We start from the raw sequence: 26,921 nt of genomic DNA, 5'->3' as shown, positions 1-26,921 counted from the left end.
TGCCGGGGACGGCGCGGCGAAAATCGGCTTCTCCCCACCTCGACACTCAGCAAGGCATGCGAGTCTTGATACCGCACGAGCCGCGACGACCGACAAACGCTGTGGAGGACCGGTGGCCCAGCCGACCATGCCCGACGCCCCGACGCCGAACGGAGCGGCACCTGCGCCGGTGACCACCCCCGCGCAGGACGCCACTCTGTTGGAGAAGGCGCTGTTCGAGATCAAACGTGTGATCGTCGGGCAGGACCGGATGGTGGAGCGGATGTTCGTCGCACTGCTCGCTCGCGGTCACTGCCTGCTCGAAGGAGTGCCCGGGGTCGCCAAGACCCTGGCGGTGGAGACCCTCGCCAAGGTCGTCGGCGGGTCGTTCGCCCGGGTGCAGTTCACCCCGGACCTGGTGCCCGCCGACATCATGGGCACCCGCATCTACCGGCAGTCCAGCGAGAAGTTCGACGTCGAGCTGGGGCCGGTCTTCGTCAACTTCCTGCTCGCCGACGAGATCAACCGGGCTCCGGCGAAGGTGCAGTCCGCGCTGCTGGAGGTGATGAGCGAGCGGCAGGTGTCCATCGGCGGCGAGAGCCACCGGGTGCCCGACCCGTTCCTGGTGATGGCCACCCAGAACCCGATCGAGCAGGAGGGCGTCTACCCGCTGCCGGAGGCGCAACGCGACAGGTTCCTCATGAAGATCGTGGTGGGTTACCCGACCGACGCGGAGGAACGCGAGATCGTCTACCGGATGGGTGTCTCCGCGCCCGAGCCGACCGCGGTGTTCGACACACCCGAACTGGTCGCCCTGCAACGCAAGGCGGACCAGGTCTTCGTGCACAACGCCCTGGTCGACTACGCGGTCCGGTTGGTGCTGGCGACGCGTACCCCCGCCGAGCACGGCATGCCCGACGTCGCGCAACTGATCCAGTACGGGGCCAGCCCACGCGCCTCGCTGGGCCTGGTCCGGGCGACGCGTGCGCTGGCGCTGCTGCGCGGGCGCGACTACGCGCTGCCGCAGGACGTGCAGGACATCGCGCCGGACATCCTGCGGCACCGGTTGGTGCTCAGCTACGACGCGCTCGCCGACGACGTGCCCGCCGACCACATCGTGCACCGGGTGATGTCGACGATTCCCCTGCCGGCGGTCGCGCCCCGGCAGCAGGCCACCGGCCCGACGACCGCGCCGCCGCCGGGCGCTGGCTGGCCCGGGCAGCGGCCGTGACCTCACCCACCCCTCGTCCCGCCCCCGACCGCAGCGAGGCCGTGCTGTCCCGGCTGCAACTGCTCGTCACCCGCAAACTCGACGGTCTGCTCCAGGGCGACTACGCCGGTCTGCTGCCCGGGCCGGGCAGCGAGGCGGGCGAATCCCGGGAGTACCGCCCGGGCGACGACGTGCGCCGGATGGACTGGCCGGTCACCGCACGGACCACCACACCGCACGTGCGGCGTACGGTCGCCGACCGGGAACTGGAGACCTGGCTGGCGGTGGACCTGTCCGCCAGCCTGGACTTCGGCACCGGGAAGTGGCTCAAACGCGAGGTGGTGGTGGCCGCCGCGGCAGCCGTCACCCACCTGACCGTGCGCGGCGGCAACCGGATCGGCGCGGTGATCGGCACCGGTGGCGGTGTGTCCGCACCGGCCCGCCGCTGGCGTGGCGGAGCCGCACCGCCGGCCGGCCCCGGCGTGCTCACCCGGCTGCCGGCCCGCTCCGGTCGCAAGGAGGCGCAGGGCCTGCTGCGTACCCTCGCCGGCACCGCCATCCAGCCGGGCCGTGGTGACCTGGGCGCTCTCATCGAGATGCTCAACCGTCCGCCCCGGCGGCGCGGGGTGGCCGTGGTGATCTCGGACTTCCTCGCGCCGGCCGAGCAGTGGGCGCGGCCGATGCGCAAGCTGCGGGTCCGCCACGACGTGCTCGCGATCGAGGTGATCGACCCGCGCGAGCTGGAGTTGCCCGACGTGGGGGTGTTGCCGGTGGTCGACCCGGAGAGCGGCGAGCTGCACGAGGTGCAGACTGCCGATCCACGGCTGCGGCAGCGCTACGCCGACGCCGCGACCGCCCAACGGGCCACCATCGCCGCCGCCCTGCGTGGCGCCGGCGCGGCCCACCTGCGTCTGCGTACGGACCGAGACTGGCTGCTGGACATGGTGCGATTCGTGGCCGCGCAGCGGCACGCGCGTACCCGGGGGACGACACGATGATCCGTTTCATGCAACCGTGGTGGCTGTTGGCGGTGCTGCCGGTGCTCGCCCTCGCGGCGTTCTACGTGTGGCGGCAGCTGCACCGGCGGGCGTTCGCGATGCGGTTCACCAATGTGGACCTGCTGCGTACGGTGGCCCCGAAGGGGCTCGGTTGGCGTCGGCACGTTCCGGCGACGGCGTTCCTGCTCTGCCTGCTGGTGCTGGCCACCGCGCTGGCCCGGCCGGCGGTGGACACCCGGGAGCCGCTGGAGCGGGCCACCGTGATGCTCGCCATCGACGTGTCGCTGTCGATGCAGGCCGACGACGTGGCGCCGAACCGGTTGGAGGCGGCGCAGGAGGCGGCCAAGCAGTTCGTCGGTGAGCTGCCGGAGAGCTACAACCTGGGTCTCGTGTCGTTCGCCAAGGCGGCGAACGTGCTGGTGCCGCCGGGCAAGGACCGGGACGCGGTGACGAGCGCCATCGACGGTCTGGTGCTGGCCGAGGCGACCGCTACCGGTGAGGCGGTGTTCACCTGCCTGGAGGCGATCCGGTCGGTGCCGGCCGACGGCGCGGCGGGCATCCCGCCGGCACGGATCGTGCTGCTCTCCGACGGGTTCCGCACCTCCGGGCGGGCGGTGGAGGAGGCGGCGGCCGCCGCCCAGGCGGCGAACGTCCCGGTCTCCACCATCGCGTTCGGCACCGACACCGGCCAGGTCGACATCGGCGGGCAGTTGCAGCGGGTGCCGGTGGACCGGTTGGCCCTGGCCGAGCTTGCCGAGACCACCGAGGGCTACTTCTACGAGGCGGCCTCGGTGAGCGAGCTGAAGCAGGTCTATCAGGACATGGGCAGCTCGATCGGCTTCCGGACCGAGCCGCGGGAGGTGACCCAGTGGTACGCCGGGTTGGCGCTGCTGCTGGCGCTCTGCGCCGGGGCGCTCAGCCTGGTGTGGTCGTCGCGGATGCTCTGAGCGGTGCACCGGCGGCGGTCACCGACCGCCGCCGGTCAGCACCACCTCAGTGGCCGCCGCCGGCGAGTACGAAGACGATGGCCACCCAGACGGCGGCGAGGGTGAAGCCCAGCGGGGCGACGTAGCGGCTCATGGACGGCTCCGGGTGGCGGCTGGACGGTCCGCGTGCGGGGGCGGACCGCAGGGGGTGGGGACGCGCACACGAAGTCGTGACCGGGCGGCTCCCGACGACCGTCGGCGAACCGGACGGCGCGGCACACTCCTCGGCGTGTGCCGAGGAGTGGGGGAGCGGAGCGGGGTCAGCTCACCAGACTGAGTCGTGGCTCAGCGGGGCTGACCATCGGCCCGGCCACGACTGGGAGGATCGCTATCTCGCACAGCGATCACCTCCTGCAAGTCGGGCCGGCCGGAACGTCGATGATCGTACACCTGCGCAGCCGACGAGACGCACTCGGCCGACCGGCCGGCGACCCCTCCACCGCCCGGTCGGCGCCCCGGCCGCGACTGGCCCGTCCGCACGATCGTGACCAGCACCGCGGCGAGCAACGGCAGCCAGCACAAGCGCGCCAGCACCCAGCCCGGGCCGTCCGGCACGGTGTGCAACCCGGGCAGCGCCAGCCCGCCGCGGGCGGTGAGCGCGGTCACCCCCACCAGTATCGGCTGGTGGCACAGATAGATCCGGAACGCGCAACGGTTCACCTCGGTCACCGCTCGGCCCGGCACCGGCCGGGCCAGCAGCCGTTCCAGCGCCGGCCGGGCGAGCAGCCCCAGCCCGACCTGGGTCACCGCCAGCGCCACGGCCAGCAGCGACGGCGGGTTCAGGTTGGACACCCCGGCCCCGGGCACGCCGACCGCGCTCACCGGGTAGCCCAGGGCCAGCACCGCGGTGAGCGCGGCCACGCCGCCGGCCGCGAGCATGCCCGCCGCCCGTCGGCCGGCCAACCGCCCGTCGGCGTGCGCCACGCCCAGCAGGTACGGCACGGACCAGGCCGCCACCACGCTGACCGGTGGCAGGTGGCCGCCGGCCGGCAGCAGACGCACCGCCACGTCCGCCGCGGCGACCACGACCACCGCCGGTACGACGCAACGGCCCAACCCCCACCGGCGGACGGCGGCGCGCAGCGGTCCGGTCATCGCGATGAGGAACACCAGCGGCACCAGGAACCACAACGGACTGATCGCGAGCCGCAGCGCGACGGCGAGCGTGTCGTCCGGGGTGCCGGCCACGGTGGCGGCGAGCAACACGGCGGCACCCACCCCGAGCAGCGCCACCGTCGGCAGCAGCAGCCGGCGCAGCCGACCGGCCAACCAGCCACCCGCACCGCCCCGGTGACCGGCCAACGACCGGGCCGAGCCGAAGCCGGCGGTGAAGAAGAACAGCCCGAGCGTCTGCAACACCCAGGTCACCGGGGCCAGAGCGGGCAACGCGGTGAGCGGGCTGGCCTGGTGCAGCCCCCCGTCGCCGGTCAGCACCAACCCGGTGACCAGCCAGTGCCCCAGCACCACCCCGCCGATGGCGTACGCCCGCAACGCGTCGACGGTACGGTCCCGGTTCACCGCGGGTCCCCGACCCGGTCGGCGTCGACAGCGCCCAGCACGACGGCCGCCACCGCGACGAGCGTGGCGCTGCCCGGGGCCAGGTAGCCGTCGTGCCCGGTCACCCCTCCCGCCGGCAGGGTGCGGGCGCCGAACGACGGGTCGCCGGGGCGGCGGCCGAAGCCGAGACCGGGCAGCCGTACCGGCGGAACCCGACGGATCCAGTCGGTGCTCGCCTCCGCCGCCCAGAATCGCCGCCCGCCGGGCAGGTCGTCGGCGCGCTGCACCCCGGCGCCGACGCCGCCGAGGCTCACCACGTCGGTGACCTGGGCCGGGGCGTCCGCGGCCGCCAGGGCCACCACCAGCGACCCGTAGCTGTGCCCGACCAGGGTGATCGTCGCCGCCGGACGACGCGCCGCCAGTTCCCGCAGCAGTCCGGCCAGCCCGGCCGCGCCGCGCCGGGCGCTGAGGCCACCGGCGGCCGTCAACACCCCGTCGGGCGGGTCGTAGCCGAGCCAGGCCAGCACCGCGACCCGCGCCGCCGGCTCGCTCGCCCGCAGTTCCCGGTAGAGCTGCCGGGCCTGCGTCGCCGGCGCCCGCCCGGACACCCCGCCCAAACCCCTGTCGAAGTCGGCCAGGGTGCTGCCCACCCCCGGCACCAGCACCACGATCCGGTCCGCGTCGGCCAGGTCGCCGAGCACCTCGACCGCGCGGCCGTCGCCGCGCCTGTCGAACGAGAGGAAACGACGCCCGTCGGCCGCCCAGTCCGCGTACGGCGGACCCGCCGCGCGCATCGCCGCCGCCGTGACCGGGTACGCCTCCACGAACCCGCTCGCCGCGACCGGCTCGGGTCGGGTCGGCAGGACCAGGTTCACGCCGAGCACCGCGGCCAGCGCCACTCGGCTGGCACCTCGTCGTCGCATCTCGTTCTCCCTCCGGAATGTCGTCCGGAGGCACAGTGCGCGGGAGGGCGGTGCGTGGTCGTCGTCCCGGGGAGCCGTCTGCGGGCTGGCTCCGGGGGACTACTCGCCAGCGGCCACCAGACCCGTCTCGTACGCCAGCACCACGGCCTGGGCCCGGTCGCGCAACCCCAGCTTGGCCAGGATCCGCCCGACGTGCGTCTTCACGGTCTGCTCGGCGACCACCAGGTCGCCCGCGATCTCCGCGTTGTTGCGACCCCGGGCGATCAACCGCAGCACCTCGGTCTCCCGGGGGGTGAGCCCGGCCAGGTCGGTGGGGCGGGGCCGGCGGCGGTCCGGGCGGGCCGCGAACTCGGCGATCAGCCGGCGGGTGACCGCCGGGGCGAGCAGCGCGTCCCCGGCCGCCACCACCCGCACCGCCTGCACCAGATCGGCCGCCGGGGCGTCCTTGAGCAGGAAGCCGCTTGCCCCGGCGCGCAGCGCCTCGTACACGTAGTCGTCGAGGTCGAAGGTGGTGAGGATGAGCACCCGGGGGCGCTGCGCCGACCGGTCGCCGAGCAGCTTGCGGGTGGCCTCCAGCCCGTCCATGACCGGCATCCGCACGTCCATCAGCACCACGTCCGGGTCGAGCCGGCGGGTGGCGGCGACGGCCTGCGCGCCGTCGGCGGCGTCACCCACCACCAGCAGGTCCGGTTGGGCGGCGAGCAGCGCTCCGAAGCCCTGCCGGACCATCGCCTGGTCGTCGGCGATCAGCACCTTGATCACGCGTCCCCGCCTTCCGCGTCGTACGGCAACTCGGCCGCCACCGCGTAACCCCCGTCGGGCAGTGGCCCGGCGGTGAACGTACCGCCCAGCGAGGTGGCCCGCTCCCGCATGCCGGTCAGCCCGTGCCCGGAGCCGCCGTCGGCGGTCGGTCGGACGTCGGCCGGGGAGTTTTCGACGCGTACCCCCAGCCCGGAGGGACCGGTGCGGACGGTGACCCGCACCGCGGCCCCGGCCGCGTGGCGGGCCGCGTTGGCCAGGCTCTCCTGCACGATGCGGTACGCGGCCAGCCCGACCGGGGCGGGCACCCGGTCGTCGGTGATCGGCTCGGCGTCCAGGGAGACCGGCAGCCCGGCCCGGCGCGCCGCGTCCACCATCGCGCCCAGGTCGGTGAGGTCCGGCTGCGGTGCGGTCTGCGGACCGGTCGCCTCGCTGCGCAGCACCCCCAACAGCCGCCGCATGTCGGTGAGCGCGTCGCGGGCCGAGGCGGCGATCGCGACGAACTCCGCGGCGGCCGGCGCGGGCACGTCCGACAGCCGGTACGGCGCGGTCTCCGCCTGCACCGCGATCAGTGACATGTGGTGCGCCACCACATCGTGCATCTCCCGGGCGATCCGGGTGCGCTCCTCCAGCACCGCGCGCCGCTCCTGCTCCCGTTCGCTCAGCTCGGTCTGCGCGTCCAGCGCCCGCCGGGACAGCCGGTTGCGCCGGATCAGGTCGCCGACGATCGCCAGCGCGCCGAGCAGCAGCAGGACCGGAACCCGGTTGTTGGGGTGGACGAAGGTCAGCACCGGCACCGTGGTGATCGTCACCACCCAGGCCAGCACCGGCCGGTCGACCCGCGCGACGACCACCGCCACCACCGCGACCGACCCGAGCGCCAACGGCGGGGTCCAGGGCCAGGACCGGACGGCCGGCGCGTTGAATGTGCAGATCAGCAGGGCCAGCACCGTCAGCCGCCAGGCCAGCAGCGGACGCCGGGGCAGCGCCAGCAGCGGCGCCACCGTCATCGCCGCGAACAGCAATGCGATCGGCATCGGCAGGCCCCAGCCGCTCTCCACCGTCAGCGTGATCAGGAAGAGGCCGAGGACGGCCAGCAGACCGACCGGGGCGGCGTAACGGGCTGGCCCGGGCCAACGGGCCAGCAGGGGCCGTTCGGGCCGGGCGTCCGGGCCTACCAGGGTCTGCCGTAGGGCCCGCAGGGCCACCGCGATCGGATGCCGGTTCACCACCCGGAGGCTACGGGCCGACCCCACCACGAGGCGTGCCACCAGGGGTTGATCCCCGTGTCGTACCCCGGTGTGACACGACTCCCGTTAGCGCTTACCTACTGGTAACGCCTAGGCTCGCCTGCGACTGAGATCAGCTGAGCAAGGGGGAACAGTGGCCCGTACCGTGCTGGTGACCGGGGGTAACCGGGGAATCGGCCTGGCCATCGCGCAGGCCTTCGCCAAGCAGGGCGACCGGGTGGCGGTCACCCACCGTAGCGGCGAGGCACCCGACGGGCTGTTCGGCGTCCGCGCCGACGTCACCGACGCGGCCTCCATCGACGCCGCGTTCACCGCCGTCGAAGCCGAGTTGGGGCCGGTCGAGGTGCTCGTCGCGAACGCCGGCATGACCGCCGACACGCTGCTGCTGCGGATGACCGAGGAACAGTTCACCGGGGTGGTGGACACCAACCTCACCGGTGCGTTCCGGGTCGCCAAGCGGGCCTCCGCGAAGATGCTCCGCGCCAGGTGGGGCCGCATGATCTTCATCTCCTCGGTGGTCGGCCTCGCCGGCGGCGCCGGGCAGGTCAACTACGCCGCCAGCAAGGCCGGTCTGGTCGGCGTCGCCCGCTCGATCACCCGGGAGCTGGGCGGCCGCAACATCACCGCCAACGTGGTGGCGCCCGGCTTCGTCGACACCGACATGACCGCCGGCCTCACCGACGACCGCAAGGCGGAGCTCCTCAAGTCCATCCCGGCCGGCCGGATGGCCAGCCCGGACGAGGTCGCCGCCGTGGTCACCTGGCTGGCCTCGGACAGCGCCGGGTACGTCTGCGGCGCCGTCATCCCGGTCGACGGCGGCCTCGGCATGGGCCACTAACCCTTTTGACTACGGAGGAAATCAGCGATGTCCGGACTGCTCGCCGGTAAGCGACTGCTCGTCACCGGTGTCATCACCGACGCCTCGATCGCCTTCTCGGTGGCGAAGCTCGCTCAGGAAAACGGTGCGCAGGTCGTGCTCACCGGCTACGGCCGGCTCTCCCTGGTCGAGCGGATCGCCAAGCGACTGCCCGAGCCGGCCCCGGTCATCGAGGTGGACGTCACCAACACCGAGCACCTGGCCGGCCTCGCCGACCGGGTACGCGAGCACGTCGACGGCCTCGACGGCGTCGTGCACTCGATCGGCTTCGCCCCGCAGAGCTGCCTGGGCGGCGGCTTCCTCGACGCCCCCTGGGAGGACGTGGCGACCGCGCTGCACGTCTCCACCTTCTCGTACAAGTCGCTGGCCATGGCGGCGCTGCCGCTGATGTCGCCCGGCGGCGCGGTGGTCGGCCTGACCTTCGACGCGACGAAGGCGTGGCCGGTCTACGACTGGATGGGCGTGGCCAAGGCCGGCCTGGAGTCCGCGTCCCGCTACCTCGCCATGCACCTGGGCAAGCAGGGCATCCGCAGCAACCTGGTCGCCGCCGGGCCGCTGCGCACCATCGCCGCGAAGTCGATCCCCGGCTTCGACCAGTTCGAGGAGGCCTGGTCCGAGCGGGCGCCGCTGGGCTGGAGCCTCACCGACCAGGAGCCGGCCGCGCGGGCCTGCCTGGCGCTGCTGTCCGACTGGTTCCCGGCCACCACCGGCGAGATCGTCCACGTCGACGGCGGCTACCACGCCATCGGCTCCTGAGCTCTACCGCGACGCTCCCTGGCCCCCGTCCGCGTGATCCACGCGTCCGGACCAGGGGGCGTCGCCGGGCCGTCGCGGTCGAGGGACAAGAATGACCCCATGTCGTACGACGCGGTGGTGCTGGTGTCCTTCGGTGGCCCGGAGCGGCCCGAGGACGTGATGCCGTTCCTGCAGAACGTGACCCGGGGTCGAGGCGTGCCGCCCGAGCGGCTGGCCGAGGTCGCCGAGCACTACCAGCACTTCGGCGGGGTGTCCCCGATCAACCAGCAGAACCGCGAGTTGCTGGCCGCGATCCGCGCCGACCTCGCCGCGCACGGCCTCGACCTGCCCGTCTACTGGGGTAACCGCAACTGGGATCCGATGCTCGCCGACACCGTGACCCAGATGCGCGACGACGGGGTCACCCGGGCGCTGGCCTTCGTCACCAGCGCGTACGGCGGCTACTCGTCCTGCCGGCAGTACCAGGAGGACATCGCCGCCGCGCGCGCCGCGGTCGGCCCGGACGCCCCGGTGATCGAGAAGCTGCGCCAGTTCTGGGACCACCCCGGCTTCGTCGAGCCGCACACCGACGCGGTCCGGGCAGCCCTGGGCCAACTCGACCCGGCGAAGCGGGACACCACCCGGCTGGTCTTCACCGCCCACTCCATCCCCAGTTCGATGGCGGCCAACGCCGGCCCGCACGGCGGCCGGTACGAGGCGCAACTGCACGAGACCGCCCGGCTCGTGGCCGCAGCCGCCGCCCCCGACCTCGCGTACGACCTGGTCTGGCAGAGCCGCTCCGGCCCCCCACAGATGCCGTGGCTGGAGCCGGACATCAACGACCACCTGACCGCCCTCGCGCAGGGCGGCACCACCTCGGTGGTGGTCAGCCCGATCGGTTTCGTCTCCGATCACCTGGAAGTCGTCTGGGACCTGGACACCGAGGCGCTGGAAACGGCCAAGCAGCTCGGCCTGGACTTCGTCCGGGCTGCCACCCCGGGCGTTGACCCGCGCTTCGTGACCATGGTGCGGGAGCTCATCACCGAGCGGACCGACCCGGACGGCGCGCAACTGCGCCGTCGCCTGGGCGAGCTGCCGATGTGGGACACCTGCCCGACCGTCTGCTGCGTACCGACCCGCCGTCCGACGCCTGCTGGGGGCACCGATGCATGACCGCAAGCCCGTGCAGAGTTGGCTGACCGACATGGACGGCGTGCTGGTGCACGAGGGCCAGCCGGTGCCCGGGGCACCGGAGTTCATCAACCGGATGCGCGCCTCCGGCAAGCCGTTCCTGGTGCTGACCAACAACTCGATCTACACCCCGCGTGACCTCACGGCCCGGCTGAGCCGGATGGGGCTGGACGTGCCGGAGGAGTCGATCTGGTCGTCCGCGCTGGCCACCGGCCAGTTCCTCGCCGACCAGCGGCCGGGCGGCACCGCGTACGTCATCGGTGAGGCCGGGCTGACCACGGCGCTGCACGCGGTCGGCTACGTGCTCACCGACTTCGCACCGGACTACGTGGTGCTCGGTGAGACCCGCACCTACAGCTTCGAGGCGATCACCAAGGCGGTCCGTCTGATCAACGACGGGGCGCGGTTCATCTGCACCAACCCCGACGTGACCGGCCCATCCGTGGAGGGTGCGCTGCCGGCCGCCGGCTCGGTCGCCGCGATGATCTCCAAGGCGACCGGGGTGGAGCCGTACTTCGTCGGCAAACCCAACCCGATGATGATGCGCTCGGCGCTCAACACGATCAACGCGCACTCGGAGACCACCGCGATGATCGGCGACCGGATGGACACCGACATCCTCTGCGGCCTGGAGGCCGGGCTGGAGACCATCCTGGTGCTCACCGGGATCAGCAGTCGTACCGAGGCGGAGCGCTACCCGTACCGCCCGTCCCGGATCATCAACTCGGTCGCGGACCTGCTCGACGAGATCTGATCGACCTGCCTCGCCGGGCCGCCTGGGTCAGGGGCGTAGGGGGGCGTTGCAGGCGGCCACCAGCGCCTGCCGGCAGGCCGTGGTGAGGGGGCGCAGAGCCGCGTCGCGCTGCTGGGCCTCGTAATTGTTGATCGCGCCGCCGGGCGCGGCGTGCCCGGCCAACGCGAGCACCCGGTCGAGCACCGCGGCGCGGGCGAAGAGCCGGCGGGCTCGCGGGTCGAAGCCTGGTGGCAGGTCGGTGGCGCCGTCCGGACGGCGCAGCGCGGCCAGCGCACCGGCCAACTCGGGTCGCCACTGGGCCACGTCGAGACGGGTCAGCGCGGCGGTCGTTTCGGCCAGCGCGGCGGCCAGCTCGGCCTCCGCCTCGGCGGCGCCGGGCAACGACAGTGACGCGGCGGGGGCGTTGGCCGGCAGCGGGTAGACCCGCCAGAGCACCGTCTCGAAGCAGTCCCCGGAGCCGGAGGTGTGCGAGCGGACCTCCGGGATCAACCCGAGCCCGCCGGCTACCACCGCCTCGCCCGTGACCAGCGCCGCGCCGGCGAAGTCACCGGGGCCGGGCAGCCCCCGGGGGTCGCCCGGCGCGGGGAGCACCAGGCGGATGTCGTCCGGGGAGAGCTTGGCCAGGGTGGGCAGCGCGGCGCCCAGCGGGACGTCGGTCCAGGTGCCGGGTGCGTCCGCGACGAGATGTTCCTCGTCGCCGGCGATGGCGTCGGCGACCTCGTCGTACGGCACCAACCCGGCGCGCCACGCGCGCACCCAGGCGACGAACCGGCTCGACCGGCGCGGCGTGAGTGTGGCCGCGCCCGTTGCGGGGGTGGACATGCCGAAAGGGTACGTGGTCCCGGCCGGCCCTGTCTCGACTGCCGCTCCGGTCGCCCGGCCTGCCACCAACTGCCCTGTTCGCCCCAATCCCCGGCCCCTGGCGTGCGTGTGTGGTCGGCGGTCCTGGGACGGGGCGGTGTGTCGAGGGCCGGGGTGGGCGCGGGCTGGGTTTAGCGTGATCGACATGGCGGGGCGATACGGCGAGGACGTGTTGGCGGGAGACTGGCGACGGCGGAAGGTCACCCCGGAGGTGGACGCCGAACCCGATCTCGTGGTCGAGGATGCCGACTCCGGGTTCTGCGGAGCGGTGGTGGGTTTCGAGGCCGGCGCGGTGGTGTTGGAGGACCGGCACGGTAAACGGCGCAACTTCCCGCTGCTGCCGGCGGCGTTCCTGCTCGACGGCCGCCCCGTGACGCTGCGCCGGCCGAGTCGCGCGTCGGTGCCGGCGGCCCGTCGACGGACGGCATCCGGTTCGGTGGCGGTGGACAACGTCCGCGCCCAGGTGGCGAAGGCCAGCCGGATCTGGGTGGAGGGCATCCACGACGCCGCGCTGGTCGAGCGGATCTGGGGCGACGACCTGCGGATCGAGGGTGTGGTCGTCGAACCGTTGGACGGCATCGACGCCCTCGACGCCGAGGTACGCGGCTTCGCCCCCGGTCCGACCCGACGCCTCGGCGTGCTCGTCGACCATCTCGTGCCGGGCAGCAAGGAGAGCCGGATCGTCGCCCGGGTGAACTCGCCGTACGTGCTGGTCACCGGCCACCCCTACGTGGACGTCTGGCAGGCGGTGAAGCCGGCCGCGCTGGGCATCGCGGCCTGGCCGGTGGTGCCACCGGGGCAGCCGTGGAAGGAAGGGGTCTGCGCGGCCCTCGGAGTGGCCGAGCCGGCCGCGATGTGGCGGCACATCCTCTCCCGGGTGAACAGCTTCGCCGACGTGGAGACACCCCTGATCAACGCGATGGAACGCCTGATCGACTTCGTCACCGAACCCATCTGACCCACCCGACCCCGCCCACGTACGCAGCCGCGTACGCGCCGACCAACCCGCGCGATGCCCGCGCCCGCCGCGATGTGTGCGCGCGCCGCGATGTGCGCGCCCGCTCGCGCAAATTCGCGCTCGACCCCGCAAGATCGCGCTCGAACCAGGATGTAGTGGCCTCGTCGGCCGTGGATGCCACTACATCTGGGATCGAGCACGATCTTCAGATCGGAAGGCGGGCGCGGCGCGGGGTGCGGCGCGCAGGGTGCGCGGGGTGCGAAGGCGCGCGGGGTGCGAAGGCGCGCAGGGTGCGCGGGGTGCGCGGGGTGCGAAGGCGCGCGGGGTGCGAAGGCGCGCGGGTGGGCGGGGTGCGCAGGCGCGCGGGGTGTCGGGCGATTCAGGGTTCCTGGTCGGGGGTGCGGGTGTAGACGAAGGTGGCGATGTCCAGCGCGACCGCTCGGCCCTGCTCGTCGCGGCGCACGGTGAGGATCTCGCCGTCCTGGACGCCGGCCCGGCCCCGCCAGCGGTCCGGTCCCTCGGCGACGAAGCGGAGGTTCGGCGCGCCGAGCGGGCCGGCGTGCAGGTCGCCGGCGGTGTCCGCGTACACCTCGATTGTGGTGCCCATCCACCACCACCGGCCGGTCAGCTCGGCCAGTTCGGCGGGTGGCGGGGCGGCGGCCGGCCGCCACGGGGTGACCGGCGCGGGTTCGGCGTCCAGCACCTGGGTGAGCAACTGTCGTCCGAGTACGCCGAGGTGCACACCGCGCAGGGTGTACGCGTTGACCAGGCCGACCACGGCGGTACGGGTGGGTCGGTGTACGGCCAGGGATGCGCCGTAGCCGGGCATCGAGCCGCCGTGGCCGACGTACACCCGGTTGCCCTCCCGGAAGAGTTCCAGCCCGAGGCCGTGCCCGTGGGTCCAGGACTCCAGGTCGCTGACCACGACGGGGGAGCACATCTCGGTGAGCGTCTCGGCGGCGAGCACCGAGGGGTCGGGGTCGGCCAGGAACGCGGCCCACCGACCCAGGTCCTCGATCGTCGACCAGAGCTGCCCGGCGGGGGCCATGGCACCGGTGTCGGTCCGCGGTTCCTCGCGCAGCGTGTCGTGCCAGGGGTGGACGACGTAGCCGCGGGCGAACGGCTCGGTGGCCGCGTACGTGGTGCGGCGCAGGCCCAGCGGGGCGAGGATCCGTTCGCCGAGCAGGTCGACCCAGGGTGTCCCGGTGAGTCGTTCGAGGACGCCGCCGAGCAGCCCGTACGCGAGGTTGGAGTAGTGGTACGTGGCGTGCGGCGGGTAGGCGATCTTGTCGGGGGTGACCCCGGTGAGCAGGGTGGTCAGGTCGACCCCGGCGGTCCGCTCCCACCAGTCACCTTCGGGCTCGCGCTGGATGCCGCTGGCGTGCCCGAGGAGTTGGCGCAGGGTGAGCGCGCCGACGCCGGTGCCGGGGAGGTGCTCCTCCAGCGGGTCGTCGACGGCGAGCCGGCCGGCGTCGCGCAGTTGCATGATCAGGGTCGCGGTCATCGTCTTGCTGATCGAGCCCAGCCGGTACTGCAGGTCGGCGTCCGGGCGGGGGTACTCGCCGGCGCTGGCCAGGTGGACCAGCGCGCCGTCGCGGACCACGCCCAGCACCAGCGACGGGGCGTGCCCGTCGAGCTGCGCCTGGGCGACCTGGGCGTCGATCTGTCGGGCGGTCTCGGGCAGCAGGGTCAATGGGATCTCCTCGGGTCGGACCGCGAATAACTGTCGGAAAGGGATTCGCCGAGCCTACTGATCTTCCTGGGGAGGCCGCGCGTGCATATACGTGTCACGATCGTGGTGTGGACGCCGTGGTGTGGATCGTATTGGGTGTGCTGCTGGCCGTCGCGGAGATCTTCACGACGACGCTATTTCTGATCATGTTCGCGGCTGGTGCGTTCGCCGCTGGCGGTGCTGCCGCCCTGGGCGCGCCGGTAGCGGTGCAGGCCCTGGTCTTCGCGGTGGTGTCGGCGCTGAGTCTGTTGGTGGCCCGGCCGGCCCTCCGGCGGCACCAGCGCTCGTCGCTGGAGAGCGGCGAGCAGCCGTTCGGCGTGGAAGCGATCGAGGGTTCCACGGCGTTGGTGCTGGAGCGGGTGGACGCCGACCACGGCCTCGTCAAGATCGACGGTGAGCTGTGGAGTGCCCGCTCGTACGACACGACGCAGACGTTCGACCCTGGTCAACGGGTTCGGGTGATCAAAGTCCGGGGCGCGACAGCCCTGGTGTGGCAGGACGATATTTCTTCCGCCGGTGAGCTGCCGGAAGCGAGAGGGTGAACGGGATGACCTTAATCGGGGTGGTGGTGATCGCGGTGGCGTTGATCGCCGTGATAACGCTGGCCAAGGCGGTGCGGATCGTGCCGCAGCAGCGCCAGGACGTGGTGGAACGGCTCGGTAAGTACAAGCGCACCCTCAGCCCCGGCCTCAACCTGCTGGTGCCGTTCATCGACGCAGTGCGTACGAAGGTCGACATGCGGGAGCAGGTGGTCAGCTTCCCGCCGCAGCCGGTGATCACCTCGGACAACCTGGTGGTCTCGATCGACACGGTGCTCTACTTCAAGGTGGTCGACTCGGTCCGGGCGACCTACGAGATCTCCAGCTTCCTCCAGGCCATCGAGCAGTTGACCGTCACCACGTTGCGTAACGTGATCGGTTCGCTCGATCTGGAGCGCGCGCTGACCAGCCGGGACGAGATCAACCGGCACCTCTCTGGGGTGCTGGACGAGACCACCGGCCGGTGGGGCATCAAGGTGACCCGGGTCGAGATCAAGGCGATCGAGCCGCCGGCCAGCATCCGTGACTCGATGGAGAAGCAGATGCGCGCCGAGCGGGACCGTCGCGCGGCGATCCTGACCGCCGAGGGCCACAAGCAGTCGGTGATCCTCACCGCCGAGGGTGACAAGCAGTCGGCGGTGCTGCGGGCCGACGGTGACCGGCAGGCCCGGATCCTGCAGGCCGAGGGTCAGGCGAAGGCGATCAGGACGGTCTTCGACGCGATCCACCAGGCGAACCCGAGCCAGAAGGTGCTCGCCTACCAGTACCTGCAAGCCCTGCCGCAGATCGCCCAGGGCAGCGCCAACAAGGTCTGGATCGTCCCGGCCGAGCTGACCAAGGCCCTGGAGGGCATGGGTGGCGCGCTCGGCGGGCTGAGCCAGATGGTGGGGGACCTGCCCGCACCGGAGGCGGCCGAACACGCGAGCCAGGTCGAGCGCGAGGCCGCGGAGGCGGCGCAGGCCGCGGCGGACGCCGCCCAGCAGATCCACGACGAGGTACGCGTCGCCGAGGCGCAGGCCACCGGCGGCAACAAGCCGCAGGGGCTGCCCGCGCCGGAGCCGGTGTCTGCGGCCAGCCTGACCGAGGACCCGGCCGACCAGCGCGAGCGCGGCTGATCGCGTACGCCGGCCCGGCTGGGGGCTCTGACCCACAGCCTTAATGCGAGAAAGACTCATGGGGCGCTCCGAGGCCTGCCACGATCGGTCCTAGGACGGGTGGTGACCAGGCAATCGGGGCGCCCCGGCGCGTTCCGCACCACTCGCGGACGAGCGAGGTGACGCATGAAGGATCCGGCGAATCGGATGTGGTCCTCGGCCCCGGTGCCCGGCGCGCACGACCCGGTCGCCCCACTGGGGTCCCGCAGCACCGGTGGCGGGTTCGGCGTACTGCCGTTCGTCGACGAGCCAACCGCGGGTGGCCCGGCCACGAACGCCAGCTGGGCCTGGTCGGTACGCCGGTTCGCGCGGGCGGCCGTGTGGCTGCTGCCCGCGTACGCCATCCTCTACGGCGCGGTGGCGATGGCCAGCGACGGTGGGGTGGGCAACGACCCCTATCCGGCCGACGGCCGGGCGGTGTACCTGATCGGTTGGGTGGCCGCGGTCTGGCTCGGGCTGCTCGCGCTGCTGGCCCTCACCGGGCTGCTGGCGGCGACCCGCAGCCGTCGGGTGGCGGCCGCCGGGCTGCTGGTCAGCATCGCCGGCACCGTGCTGATGCTGCCCTTCGCCGGGCTCGAAGAGCAGACGCCGGTCTTCGGGACCACCGCGCGGTCGTTGGTGCTGCTCGGCGCGACGTTCTACAGCGTGGGCTGGTTCCTCACCGGGTGGGCGGTCGCCCGCTCGGGCACCTTCAGCCTCGGCGACGGCGTCATGCTGATCATCGCCGCGCCCCTTCTCGGCCTGGGCGGCGCCCTGATCGGCTCGCTGCAGACGTTCGGTGCGATCTTCGTGCTGATCGCCGGCATCGGCATCGGCTACCGCTCCGGCCGCCTGATGCCCCGCGAAACCGCAAGAGACGCCGCCACAGCAAGCCTAAACACCCCAAACCCCTAACCCACCCACCCCGCCCGCCCCACCCCACCCCGGTGATCAAGAGGTTTGCGTCAAGCCAAGGCCGTTTTCTGACGCAAACCTCTTGATCACCGGGGTAGAGGGGGTGCCCGCCCGGCCCCGGGTGGGGGGGTGGTCGGGGTGGGGGCGTGAAGTTGCTGACAATTGCGGGGTGGGGGTGGTCGGTTGACGGCTTTCGTGGCAATCCTGGGGAGCATGGCCGCTTCCCGCTCGCCGCTGTCGCGGCTGTTCACCGTGCTGCTCGCCGGTGTGTTGGCCGGGCTTGTCCTGGCCGTCGCCGCGCTCCCGGGCAACCTGCTCCTCGGCCTCGGCGCCCGCGCCGCGCTCGGGTCGTACGCCGCGTTGCCGGCCTCGCTGAAGACCCCCGCGACTCCGCAGCGCTCGTACCTCTACGCCAACGACGGCAAGACGCTGATCACCACGTTCTACGACGTGAACCGCACCGACGTCCCGTTGTCGGAGATCGCCCCGGTGATGCGGCAGGCGATCGTGGCGGCCGAGGACCGGCGCTTCTACGACCACGGTGGCGCTGACCTGCGCGGTCTCGCCCGCGCACTGGTCGCGAACGTCAAGGGCGGCGGCACCGAGCAGGGCGGCTCGACGCTGACCATGCAGTACGTCCGTAACGTCCTCAAGACCGACCCCACCCGCACCGCCGAGGAGCGCGCCGCCGCCACCGACCCCACCGTCGGGCGCAAGATCCAGGAGATCCGGTACGCGAGCGCGCTGGACAAGAGCCTCGGCAAGGACGAGATTCTCGACCGGTACCTGAACATCGCCTACTTCGGCTCCGGCGCGTACGGTGTCGCCGCGGCCAGCCAGCGCTACTTCGGCAAGCCGCCGGCGCAGCTGACCCTCGGTGAGTCGGCCCTGCTCGCCGGCCTGGTGCAGTCCCCGGACGCGTACAGCCCGATCAGTGGCGACAAGGACGACGCGTTGGCCCGCCGGTCGTACGTGCTGGACTCGATGGTCGCCACCGGTGCGATCACCGCCGAGCAGGCCGCCCAGGCCAAGGCGGAGCCGCTGAACCTGCACCCCACCGCCCAGCCCAACGGCTGCACCGCCGTCTCCCAGGGCCACGACGACTGGGGCTACTTCTGCGACTACCTGCGCCAGTGGTGGCTGACCCAACCGGCCTTCGGGGCCACCGTGGCGGAGCGCGAGCAGGCGCTGCGGTCGGGCGGCTACACCGTGGTCACCTCGCTGGACCCGAAGATCCAGGCCACCGCGCAGAAGCAGGCCACCAAGGTCTACTCCTACGACAACAAGCGCGCCCTGCCGATCGCGGCGGTCCAGCCAGGCACCGGGCAGGTGTTGGCGATGGCGGTCAACCGCCACTACAGCCTCGGCGACAACCCGGCCGGGCAGGCGAACTACCCGAACACCGTCAACCCGTTGATCTCCGGCGGAGCCAGTGTCGACGGGTACCAGGCGGGTTCGACGTTCAAGCTGTTCACCATGCTCGCCGCGCTGGAGTCGGGCCGTACCCTCTCCACCGGTTTCGACGCGCCCGCCAAGCTGCCCACCCGGTACGCCGCCGAGGGGCCGGGCAGCTGCGACGGCCACTGGTGCCCGGCGAACGCCAACCCGGACTGGATGGACGGGTACCGGATGATGTGGGACGGCTTCGGCCGCTCGGTGAACACCTACTTCGTCTGGTTGGCCGAGCAGGTCGGCCAGGACAAGGTGGTCGAGATGGCACAGCGGCTCGGCATCACGTTCCGCGCCGACTCGGACGCCGCCTTCGCGAAGAACAACGCCGCGAACTGGGGTTCGTTCACCCTCGGCGTGGCCGCCACCACGCCGCTGGACCTGGCCAACGCGTACGCCACGGTGGCCGCCGAGGGCACCTACTGCACCCCGGTGCCGGTGGTCTCGGTGACCGCCGCGGACGGCACGAAGGTGCCGGTCGGGCAGCCCTCCTGCAAGCGGGTGCTCGACCCCGACGTCGCCCGTGCCGCGACCGACGCGGCGCGCTGCCCGGTGGGTCAGCAGTCGGCGTTCGGGCAGTGCAACGGCGGTACCGCCACCGGTGTGAACGACATCCTCGACGGTCGGCCGGTGGCCGGTAAGACGGGCAGCTCGGAGCAGAACTCCACCGAGACGTTCGTCGGTTTCACCCCGCAGGTCGCGGTGGCCGGCATCGCCGCCAACCCGGACGACCCGGCCGACTCGGTGGGCTCGGCGGTGCAGGGCAAGGTGATCGACGCGGTGGCCCGGGTCATCGCCACCGCCGTGCAGGGACAGCCGAAGAAGGCGTTCGCGGCACCCAGCCACGAGTTGGCCGGCGACGCGCACCGCCCGGTGCAGCGCCCCGCGGTCCCGGACCGTCCACAGCCGCCCACCACCGAGGAGCCACGCTCGCCCCTGCAACGCTGGCTCGACCGCCGAGGCTGACCCGGCAACGTGCCGGCGCCTCCGCACCGATGGTGCGGAGGCGCCGGCCGAGGCGTGTGGATGGGCTACTTGCGCTTCAGTTGGTCGAAGTCGACGATCTGGTCCGCAGGCGGCGCTTTCAGCTCATCGAAGGTCGCGCCGAAATCGCTGAACGTGATCTGGCTGCCCGCGTCCGCGCCGTTGCCCTCCACCCGGACCGGGTACGGCTCACCGGTGGTGGCGATGTAGAGCGTGCCGTCCTTGTCGCCGTCGACGAGGCCGATCGTCTTCATGCCGTTGATCTCCTTGGCCTCACCCTTGGTCATGGTGCCGTCGGGCTTGAGCAGCGCGTCGGCGTTAGTGACGTCGAACAGCTGGGTGAACTCGTCCTCCTTGGAGACCTTGGCCCACTTGTCACCCATCATCTTCACGATCTCACCGGACGCCTGGGCGCCGGCGCTCTTCGCCCAGAACTTCTCGTCCGGCCGGATGTACTGCTGGCCGCCCACCGCGAGCAGCTCCACGGTGCCCTCGGTCGTGGACACTTGACCGGCCAGGTCAGTGCCGGTCCTCTTCAAGTCGAGGGTCATCTTCTGGCCGTCGTCGACTATGTCCCCCGCCAGGCGGTAGGACTTCGCGTTCTGCACCGCCGTCGTGGCGCGCTGAAGCGCCTCGTTCGGTTCGAGCGCGGCGACACCGTTGTCCTTCGAGGCATTCGATGCCGGCTCTCCGCCGTCACCGTCGCCGCCGCCGCAGCCGGCCAGCAACGCCATCGCCACCACGGCGACCATGCCTCGTCTGATTGTCGTCGATCTCATCGTCGGCTCCCTCATGCCACCCCCCGTGGGTGAGCAGACAGCCAGGTACCCATGATCGATCGCGGGCAATCCCTCGATGTGTCGGAGATCCCGGATCAGTGCGGAGTCCTCCGGTCAGCCCTTGCGGCGGCGCGGGCGGTAGCTCGCGAGCGTCGACGGGATGCCCCGGCGGATGATGCCGGCCCAGTCGGTGTCGCCGCGCAGCACCGCCGCCGCGGTCTTGCGGGCCTGTTCGACGGTGAAGTGCGGCGGCAGCATCAGCTCGGCGGGGTCGACCAGGGCGTTGATGACCACCGGTCGATCGGCGGCGAGCGCCCGCTCCCAGACCGCCGGCACCTGCTCCGGGGAGTCGACCAGCTCACCGTGCAGCCCGAGCACCTGTGCCCACTGGTGGTAGGCGATGTCCGGCAACTGCTGGCTGTCCGGGAACATCGGCGTCCCCTCCGAGGAACGCTGTTCCCAGCTGACGAACGCCAGATCCCGGTTGTTCAGGACCAGCACCACGAATCGTGGGTCGGCCCACCCGCGCCAGTACTTCGCCACGGTGATCAGCTCGTTGACGCCGTTCATCTGCATGGCGCCGTCACCGATCAACGCGACGAGCGGCCGGTCCGGGTGGGCGAACTTGGCGCTCAGCGCGTACGGCATGGCACCGCCCATGGACAGCAGGGTGCCGGACAGGCTGGCCAGCATCCCGGGGCGGACCTGGAGGTGGCGGGCGTACCAGGCGGTGGTGGTGCCGCAGTCGACGGCGAGCAGCACGTCGTCGGGCAGCCGCTCGTTGAGGGTGTGGAAGAGCAGTTGCGGGTTGACCGGGTCGGCGGTCTGCTCGGCCAGGTCGCGTTGCACGCGTCGCCACGCGGAGGTGGCCTCGGCGATCTCCGCCCGCCAGGCGGTCGGCCCGGGTCCGGGGCCCAGCTCGTTCAGCAGCGCCCGCAACGTGGGGCGGGCGTCGCCGGTCAGGTTCACCTCGGTCGGGTACCGCAAACCGAGCTGGGTGCCGTCCAGGTCGATCTGCACCGCGCGGGCCTGTCCGGGCGGTGGGTAGAACTCCGAGTACGGCATGTTGCTGCCCACGATCAGCAGTCGGTCGCAGCCGGTCATCAACTGCCAGCTCGGTCGGGTGCCGAGGAGTCCGATCGCCCCGGTGACCCAGGGTTCGCGATGGTCGACGACTGTGAAACCGAGCAGGGCGGTGGCCACCCCGGCACCGAGCCGATGGGCGATCTCGCGGACCTCCTCCTGCGCGCCCAGCGCGCCCTGCCCGACCAGCATGGCCACCCGCTGCCCACCGCTGAGCACCTCGGCGGCTCGCCGCAGGTCGGCCTCCGGCGGCACGGTGGGCGTGCTGCTCGGCACGTTGCTGGTCTGGTAGTAGCCGTGCGCGTGGGGCGGGTCCGGGATGGCCGGCTCGTCCTGGATGTCCAGGGGGAGGATCAGGGCGGTGACGGTACGTCGGGCCAGCGCGGTGCGGCACGCCCGGTCGACCAGGTGGCGTACCTGCGCCGGGTGGTCGAGCTGGGCGAGGAATGCCGCTGCCACGTCCTTGTAGAGGGAGAGCAGGTCGACCTCCTGGTAGTAGCCGCCGCCCTCCGCGGTGGTCGCGGTGTGCCCCACCAGGGCGATCACCGGTTGGTGGTCGAGCTTGGCGTCATACAGGCCGTTGAGCAGGTGGATGGCGCCCGGGCCGCTGGTCACCAGGGCGCAGCCAAGCGGTCCGCCGCCGTACTTGACGTGTGCCGACGCGGCGAAGCCGGCGGTCTCCTCGTGGCGGACCTGGATGAACTGGGCGCGACCACCTGTGCGTTGCAGCGCGGACGTGAGGCCGTTGATGCCGTCGCCGGGGTAGCCGAAGTAGCGGTGCACGCCCCAGCTGGCCAGCCGGGACACGATGTGGTCCGCGACGGTCGGGTGCCGGGGCAGGGCCCCCGCCGCACCTGCGGTGGTGTGGTCTGCGCTCACCTGGCTGATCCTCCCGGCCGGCCCGATGCTGCGCCGGTCATTGCCCTTCTTCTCCGGACAAACCACTCCGGCGGGCGGGCGTCGGAGGGCGAGGCTCGCCGTCCGGCAGAATCGTCGGGTGCCCGTCCACGAGATCACCGATCCTGACGACGACCGGATCGCCGACTACCGCGCGCTCACCGACCTCGAACTGCGCACCCGCTGGGAGCCGCCGCACGGCCTGTTCATCGCCGAGGGGGAGCTGGTGCTGCGCCGGGCGTTGCGGGCCGGCTACCCGGCCCGGTCGTACCTGGTCGACGCCAAGCGGGTCGACCAGCTCGCCGACCTGGACACCGGCGACGCGCCGGTCTACGCCGCGACGCCTGACGTGCTGGAACGGGCCACCGGTTTCCACGTACACCGGGGGGTGCTGGCGTCGTTCCACCGCCGGCCGCTGCCGACGGCGGACGAGGTGCTGGCCGCCGCGCGCCGGGTGGTGATCCTCGAGGACATCAACAACCACACCAACCTGGGTGCCGTCTTCCGGGGCGCCGCCGCACTCGGCATCGACGGGGTGTTGTTGTCGCCGACCTGCGCCGATCCGCTCTACCGGCGCAGCGTCCGGGTCAGCATGGGCGAGGTCTTCGCGGTGCCGTACGCCAAGTTCAGCCGCTGGCCGGCGGGCCTGGACCAGGTGCGGGAGGCCGGCTTCACGGTGCTGGCGTTGACCCCGGCGGCGGAGGCGCTGCCGATGCAGCGGCTCTCTCCGGACCAGCGGGCGCGGGCGGCGTTGCTGTTCGGTGCCGAGGGGCCGGGGTTGACCGGCGCGGCGCAGAGCGCCAGTGACGTTCGGGTGCGGCTCCCGATGCGACGCGGGGTGGATTCGTTGAACGTCGCTGCCGCCGCGGCGGTCGCCTTCTGGGAGCTGGGTCGCGACGACCCGCTGGACGAGAACGATTAATTCACTCCGGCTTGCATGTCCATGCGCTCTGTTGCATAATTTTCCCCGTGTCCAAGGTTCTCACCTCCCTGCCCTCCGGCGAACGTGTCGGCATCGCCTTCTCCGGCGGCCTCGACACCTCGGTCGCGGTCGCGTGGATGCGCGACAAGGGCGCCGTGCCCTGCGCCTACACCGCCGACATCGGCCAGTACGACGAGCTTGACATCGCCTCGGTGCCCGGCCGCGCGCTCAGCTACGGCGCCGAGGTCGCCCGACTCGTCGACTGCCGCGCCGCCCTCGTCGAGGAGGGCCTGGCAGCATTGACCTGCGGGGCCTTCCACATCCGCTCGGGCGGCCGGGCGTACTTCAACACCACCCCGCTCGGTCGGGCCGTGACCGGGACCCTGCTGGTCCGGGCGATGATCTCCGACGACGTCCAGATCTGGGGCGACGGCTCGACGTTCAAGGGCAACGACATCGAGCGCTTCTACAGGTACGGCCTGCTGGCCAACCCGATGCTGCGCATCTACAAGCCGTGGCTCGACACCGCCTTCGTCACCGAACTGGGTGGGCGCAAGGAGATGTCGGAGTGGCTGCTCGAACGCGGCCTGCCCTACCGGGACAGCACCGAGAAGGCGTACTCCACCGACGCCAACATCTGGGGCGCCACGCACGAGGCGAAGACCCTTGAGCACCTCGACACCGGCATCGAGACGGTCAACCCGATCATGGGCGTCCGGTTCTGGGACCCGGCGGTGGAGATCCCGACCGAGGACGTCACCATCGGCTTCGACCAGGGCCGCCCGGTGACGATCAACGGCAAGGAGTTCGGCAACGCCGTCGACCTGGTGCTGGAGGCCAACGCCATCGGCGGCCGGCACGGCCTGGGCATGTCGGACCAGATCGAGAACCGGATCATCGAGGCCAAGAGCCGCGGCATCTACGAGGCGCCCGGCATGGCGCTGCTGCACTACGCGTACGAACGGCTGGTCAACGCCATCCACAACGAGGACACCCTGGCGAACTACCACAACGAGGGCCGTCGCCTGGGCCGGCTGATGTACGAGGGCCGCTGGCTGGACCCGCAGGCGCTGATGCTGCGCGAGTCGTTGCAGCGCTGGGTCGGCACGGCGGTCACCGGCGAGGTGACCCTGCGGCTGCGCCGGGGCGAGGACTACTCGATCCTGGACACCACCGGCCCGGCCTTCAGCTACCACCCGGACAAACTGTCGATGGAGCGTACCGAGGATTCGGCGTTCGGCCCGTCGGACCGGATCGGCCAGCTCACCATGCGCAACCTGGACATCGCCGACTCGCGGGCGAAGCTGGAGCAGTACGCCAACCTCGGCATGGTCGGCGGGGGGACCCCGCAGCGGATGGTCGGCGCCGCGCAGGCGGCCTCGACCGGGCTGATCGGCGCGATGCCGGAGGGCGGCGCGGAAGCGATCGCCTCCCGGGGCGTCGCCTCTGCCGACGACGAGGCACTTGACCGGGCCGCCATGGAGTTCGGCGTCGACTGAGCGAAACCGCGCTGACCCTCCGTGACGTCGCCCGACGAATGTCGAGATCCGGCGTCACGGAGGGTAGCGTGTCGGCCGTGTTCCCTACCGTGCGTGAGGTCCTCGCCCTGGACCCGGTCCGCCACGGCGCACCGCGCGTGGTCGCCGGGGACGCCGGGCTGGACCGGCCGGTCCGCTGGGTGCACGTCGCCGAGGTGCCGGACATCGCCACCCTGCTCGGCGGCGGCGAGTTGGTGCTCACCACCGGCATCGGCCTGCCCGGCGACGACGCCGGGCTCCGCGCGTTCATCGGGGACCTGGCCGACGTCGGCGTCTCCGGGCTCGTCGTCGAGTTGGGCCGCCGCTACGTCAGCGGGGTGCCCCGGGTGATGGTCGCCGCCGCCGAGCGGCGCGGGCTGCCCCTGGTGGAGCTGCGCCGCGCCACCCCGTTCGTGCGGATCACCGAGGCGGTACACGCCCTGATCGTCGACGCGCAGCTCACCGAGCTGCGCGCCACCGAGGAGATCCACCAGCGCTTCAACGACCTGTCCGTCGAGGGCGCCGACGCCGCCGAGGTGATCCGGCAGGCCGCCGAGCTGTCCGGTTGCCCGGTGGTGTTGGAGAACCTGTCCCGCCAGGTGCTGGGTTACGACCCGGCGGGGGAGAGCGCCGAACTGCTGTTGGACGGCTGGGAGCAGCACTCGCGGCGGATCCGACCGGCCGGTCGGACCGCGTACGACCCGGACAGCGGCTGGCTGGTGACCGTCGTCGGCGCCCGGGGGCAGGACTGGGGGCGGCTGCTGCTGCGCTGGCCGGCCAGCGGCGACGTGCCCAGCGCCCAGTCCAGCGAGCCGATCGCCGGCCCGCCCACCCGGTTGACCATCCTGATCGAGCGGGCCGCGTCCACCCTCGCGCTGGGCCGGTTGATCCGCCGCGACGCCGAAGGGCTGGAACGGCAGATCCACCGCACCCTGCTCACCGCGCTCCTCGACCACTCCCGACCGGTGGACGAGATCGCGCTGCGGGCCAAGGCGCTCGGCGTGGTGCTCGACCGTCGGCACCTGGTGGGCGTGATGGTCCGACACCGGGCTGAGGACCCGGGCGGGGAGAGCGGCCCGGAGGCCGCGCAGGCCCGGCTGCGGGACCTGTCCGAGGCGGTCGGCCAGACGCTGCGCGAGGCGAAGCTGACCGGGCTCACCAGCGCGGTCGACGACAACTCGGTGGGTGTGCTGCTGGCCCTGACCGACCCGGCCGCCGAGGACCGCGCGCTGTCCGCGTTCGCCAGCGCACTGCGTCGGGTACGCCTCGACTCCGGCGCGGGGCGGGTGACCTCCGGTGGCGACGCGCCCCGGTCGGCGGCCACTGCCGAACCGCTCGCTGTCGATCCGCACCGGGTTGCTGGTCCGGGTGCCGTGATCGTGGCCGCCGGCTCCGGGGTGGGGAGCCTGCGCGAGGCCCGACGGTCGTTGGTCGAGGCGCGGCAGATCGCCGAGGCGGCCCGGCAGGACCGGCGGGACCTGCCGATCTTCCGGCTACCGCACGTCGGGCTGGCCGGGCTGCTGCACCTGCTGCGCGACGAGCCCCGGTTGCAGACCTTCGTGGAACGCGAACTCGGCGCTCTGCTGGAGTACGACGCCCGCCACCCCCGGGAGCAGTTGCTCGACACCCTGCGCGCGTACCTGGAGCAGGGGCGCAACAAGACCGCGGGCGCCGCTGCCGCCCACCTGTCCCGGCCGGCGTTCTACGAGCGCCTGGCCCGCATCGCCCGCATCCTCGACGTGGACCTCGACTCGGTAGAGGCCACCCTCTCCCTACACGTAGCCCTACTGGCCCTAAAAGCAGTCCGAACCCCCTGACCAGCCTCGGTGATCAAGAGGTTCGCGTCAGAAATCCCAGTCCTGTTGACGCAAACCTCTTGATCACCGGTGCGAGGCGGGGCGGGCTGCCCCAGCCGGAACCGCACGTTCAGGATCTCCCGGATCCGGGCGTCGATGTCCGCCTCGGTCAGCAGGCCGGTCGCGAGGGCCTGTTT

The 26,921-nt window shown here is 72.3% G+C and carries 23 protein-coding genes; 15 read left to right on the top strand and 8 right to left on the bottom strand.

Going from position 1 to position 26,921, the window contains the following annotated elements; genetic code table 11:
• Positions 1-112 precede the first annotated feature (112 nt).
• From AB0O48_RS32885 to AB0O48_RS32875, 3 genes are read left to right on the top strand one after another with little or no spacing between them, the layout of a single operon-like run.
• The gene (locus AB0O48_RS32885) at positions 113-1,210 is read left to right on the top strand and encodes a MoxR family ATPase (protein WP_357572209.1); all 1,098 of its coding nucleotides are present in this window, start codon (positions 113-115) and stop codon (positions 1,208-1,210) included.
• Positions 1,189-2,187 carry a DUF58 domain-containing protein gene (locus AB0O48_RS32880; protein ID WP_357248806.1) on the top strand — a complete coding sequence of 333 codons (999 nt, stop codon included), beginning with the start codon at positions 1,189-1,191 and terminating at the stop codon, positions 2,185-2,187. Before AB0O48_RS32885 ends, AB0O48_RS32880 begins: the two co-directional genes overlap by 22 nt.
• Complete coding sequence (locus AB0O48_RS32875) at positions 2,184-3,134, top strand: VWA domain-containing protein (RefSeq protein ID WP_357248675.1); 951 nt, start codon at positions 2,184-2,186, stop codon at positions 3,132-3,134. The genes AB0O48_RS32880 and AB0O48_RS32875 overlap by 4 nt, the downstream gene beginning before the upstream one ends.
• A gap of 324 nt (positions 3,135-3,458) precedes the next feature.
• On the opposite strand, the gene AB0O48_RS32870 is transcribed toward AB0O48_RS32875, so the two are convergent.
• The 4 genes from AB0O48_RS32870 to AB0O48_RS32855 all read right to left on the bottom strand — a co-directional run bounded on the left by AB0O48_RS32870 (position 3,459) and on the right by AB0O48_RS32855 (position 7,581).
• The gene (locus AB0O48_RS32870) at positions 3,459-4,691 is read right to left on the bottom strand and encodes an acyltransferase (RefSeq protein WP_357572210.1); all 1,233 of its coding nucleotides are present in this window, start codon (positions 4,689-4,691) and stop codon (positions 3,459-3,461) included.
• Positions 4,688-5,593, bottom strand: coding sequence for an alpha/beta hydrolase (locus AB0O48_RS32865; protein ID WP_357572211.1), 906 nt, complete (start codon positions 5,591-5,593; stop codon positions 4,688-4,690). The genes AB0O48_RS32870 and AB0O48_RS32865 overlap by 4 nt, the downstream gene beginning before the upstream one ends.
• Positions 5,594-5,692: 99 nt before the next feature.
• Positions 5,693-6,355, bottom strand: a complete 663-nt coding sequence (locus tag AB0O48_RS32860; RefSeq protein ID WP_357248668.1) for a response regulator transcription factor — start codon at positions 6,353-6,355, stop codon at positions 5,693-5,695.
• Entirely contained in the window at positions 6,352-7,581 is a 1,230-nt protein-coding gene (locus AB0O48_RS32855) for a histidine kinase (protein ID WP_357572212.1), read from the bottom strand. The genes AB0O48_RS32860 and AB0O48_RS32855 overlap by 4 nt, the downstream gene beginning before the upstream one ends.
• A 154-nt stretch (positions 7,582-7,735) precedes the next feature.
• On the opposite strand from AB0O48_RS32855, the gene fabG reads away from it, so the two are divergent.
• The 4 genes from fabG (at position 7,736) to AB0O48_RS32835 (ending at position 11,159) form a co-directional block, all read left to right on the top strand.
• A complete protein-coding gene (gene fabG, locus AB0O48_RS32850; RefSeq protein ID WP_357248662.1) occupies positions 7,736-8,440 on the top strand; it encodes a 3-oxoacyl-ACP reductase FabG in 705 nt (234 codons plus the stop codon).
• 27 nt (positions 8,441-8,467) lie between these two features.
• Complete coding sequence (gene fabI, locus AB0O48_RS32845) at positions 8,468-9,235, top strand: enoyl-ACP reductase FabI (RefSeq protein ID WP_357248659.1); 768 nt, start codon at positions 8,468-8,470, stop codon at positions 9,233-9,235.
• A 99-nt stretch (positions 9,236-9,334) separates the two neighbouring features.
• On the top strand, positions 9,335-10,387 hold the full coding sequence (locus AB0O48_RS32840; protein WP_357248657.1) for a ferrochelatase: 1,053 nt from the start codon (positions 9,335-9,337) through the stop codon (positions 10,385-10,387).
• Entirely contained in the window at positions 10,380-11,159 is a 780-nt protein-coding gene (locus tag AB0O48_RS32835; RefSeq protein ID WP_007462546.1) for an HAD-IIA family hydrolase, read from the top strand. Before AB0O48_RS32840 ends, AB0O48_RS32835 begins: the two co-directional genes overlap by 8 nt.
• 27 nt (positions 11,160-11,186) lie before the next feature.
• On the opposite strand, the gene AB0O48_RS32830 is transcribed toward AB0O48_RS32835, so the two are convergent.
• Positions 11,187-11,981 carry a hypothetical protein gene (locus AB0O48_RS32830; protein WP_357248653.1) on the bottom strand — a complete coding sequence of 265 codons (795 nt, stop codon included), beginning with the start codon at positions 11,979-11,981 and terminating at the stop codon, positions 11,187-11,189.
• 184 nt (positions 11,982-12,165) lie between these two features.
• Here AB0O48_RS32830 and AB0O48_RS32825 point away from each other — a divergent pair, with 184 nt between their 5' ends.
• Positions 12,166-12,978: a DUF3097 domain-containing protein gene (locus tag AB0O48_RS32825; RefSeq protein ID WP_357248650.1), complete on the top strand. Its 813-nt coding sequence runs from the start codon at positions 12,166-12,168 to the stop codon at positions 12,976-12,978.
• Between the two features lie 379 nt (positions 12,979-13,357).
• Here AB0O48_RS32825 and AB0O48_RS32820 read toward each other — a convergent pair whose 3' ends face one another.
• Complete coding sequence (locus tag AB0O48_RS32820; RefSeq protein ID WP_357572213.1) at positions 13,358-14,671, bottom strand: serine hydrolase domain-containing protein; 1,314 nt, start codon at positions 14,669-14,671, stop codon at positions 13,358-13,360.
• 107 nt (positions 14,672-14,778) lie between these two features.
• Here AB0O48_RS32820 and AB0O48_RS32815 point away from each other — a divergent pair, with 107 nt between their 5' ends.
• The 4 genes from AB0O48_RS32815 (at position 14,779) to AB0O48_RS32800 (ending at position 19,712) form a co-directional block, all read left to right on the top strand.
• Positions 14,779-15,252, top strand: a complete 474-nt coding sequence (locus AB0O48_RS32815) for an NfeD family protein (RefSeq protein WP_357248644.1) — start codon at positions 14,779-14,781, stop codon at positions 15,250-15,252.
• A gap of 5 nt (positions 15,253-15,257) precedes the next feature.
• A complete protein-coding gene (locus tag AB0O48_RS32810; RefSeq protein ID WP_357248641.1) occupies positions 15,258-16,364 on the top strand; it encodes an SPFH domain-containing protein in 1,107 nt (368 codons plus the stop codon).
• Positions 16,365-16,529: 165 nt separating this feature from the next.
• A complete protein-coding gene (locus AB0O48_RS32805; RefSeq protein WP_357572214.1) occupies positions 16,530-17,297 on the top strand; it encodes a hypothetical protein in 768 nt (255 codons plus the stop codon).
• A 213-nt stretch (positions 17,298-17,510) separates the two neighbouring features.
• Positions 17,511-19,712 (top strand): transglycosylase domain-containing protein, encoded by a 2,202-nt coding sequence (locus AB0O48_RS32800; RefSeq protein WP_357572215.1) that lies wholly within the window; start codon positions 17,511-17,513, stop codon positions 19,710-19,712.
• Positions 19,713-19,777: 65 nt separating this feature from the next.
• Here AB0O48_RS32800 and AB0O48_RS32795 read toward each other — a convergent pair whose 3' ends face one another.
• On the bottom strand, positions 19,778-20,509 hold the full coding sequence (locus AB0O48_RS32795; RefSeq protein ID WP_357248632.1) for a hypothetical protein: 732 nt from the start codon (positions 20,507-20,509) through the stop codon (positions 19,778-19,780).
• A 114-nt stretch (positions 20,510-20,623) separates the two neighbouring features.
• Positions 20,624-22,471: a thiamine pyrophosphate-requiring protein gene (locus tag AB0O48_RS32790; protein WP_357248629.1), complete on the bottom strand. Its 1,848-nt coding sequence runs from the start codon at positions 22,469-22,471 to the stop codon at positions 20,624-20,626.
• A 25-nt stretch (positions 22,472-22,496) separates the two neighbouring features.
• On the opposite strand from AB0O48_RS32790, the gene AB0O48_RS32785 reads away from it, so the two are divergent.
• The 3 genes from AB0O48_RS32785 to AB0O48_RS32775 are packed head-to-tail and all read left to right on the top strand — an operon-like array spanning position 22,497 to position 26,745.
• Positions 22,497-23,411 (top strand): RNA methyltransferase, encoded by a 915-nt coding sequence (locus AB0O48_RS32785; protein ID WP_357248803.1) that lies wholly within the window; start codon positions 22,497-22,499, stop codon positions 23,409-23,411.
• A gap of 47 nt (positions 23,412-23,458) precedes the next feature.
• Complete coding sequence (gene argG, locus AB0O48_RS32780; RefSeq protein WP_357572216.1) at positions 23,459-24,910, top strand: argininosuccinate synthase; 1,452 nt, start codon at positions 23,459-23,461, stop codon at positions 24,908-24,910.
• Positions 24,911-24,948: 38 nt separating this feature from the next.
• Positions 24,949-26,745: a PucR family transcriptional regulator ligand-binding domain-containing protein gene (locus AB0O48_RS32775; RefSeq protein ID WP_357248623.1), complete on the top strand. Its 1,797-nt coding sequence runs from the start codon at positions 24,949-24,951 to the stop codon at positions 26,743-26,745.
• Positions 26,746-26,921 lie beyond the last annotated feature (176 nt).

The sequence above is a fragment of the Micromonospora sp. NPDC085948 genome (genome assembly GCF_040686315.1).
In the GTDB taxonomy this organism is placed as follows: Bacteria; Actinomycetota; Actinomycetes; order Mycobacteriales; family Micromonosporaceae; genus Micromonospora.
Note: the sequence above shows the minus strand (reverse complement) of the source record. Positions and strands in the feature narration are given on the sequence as shown.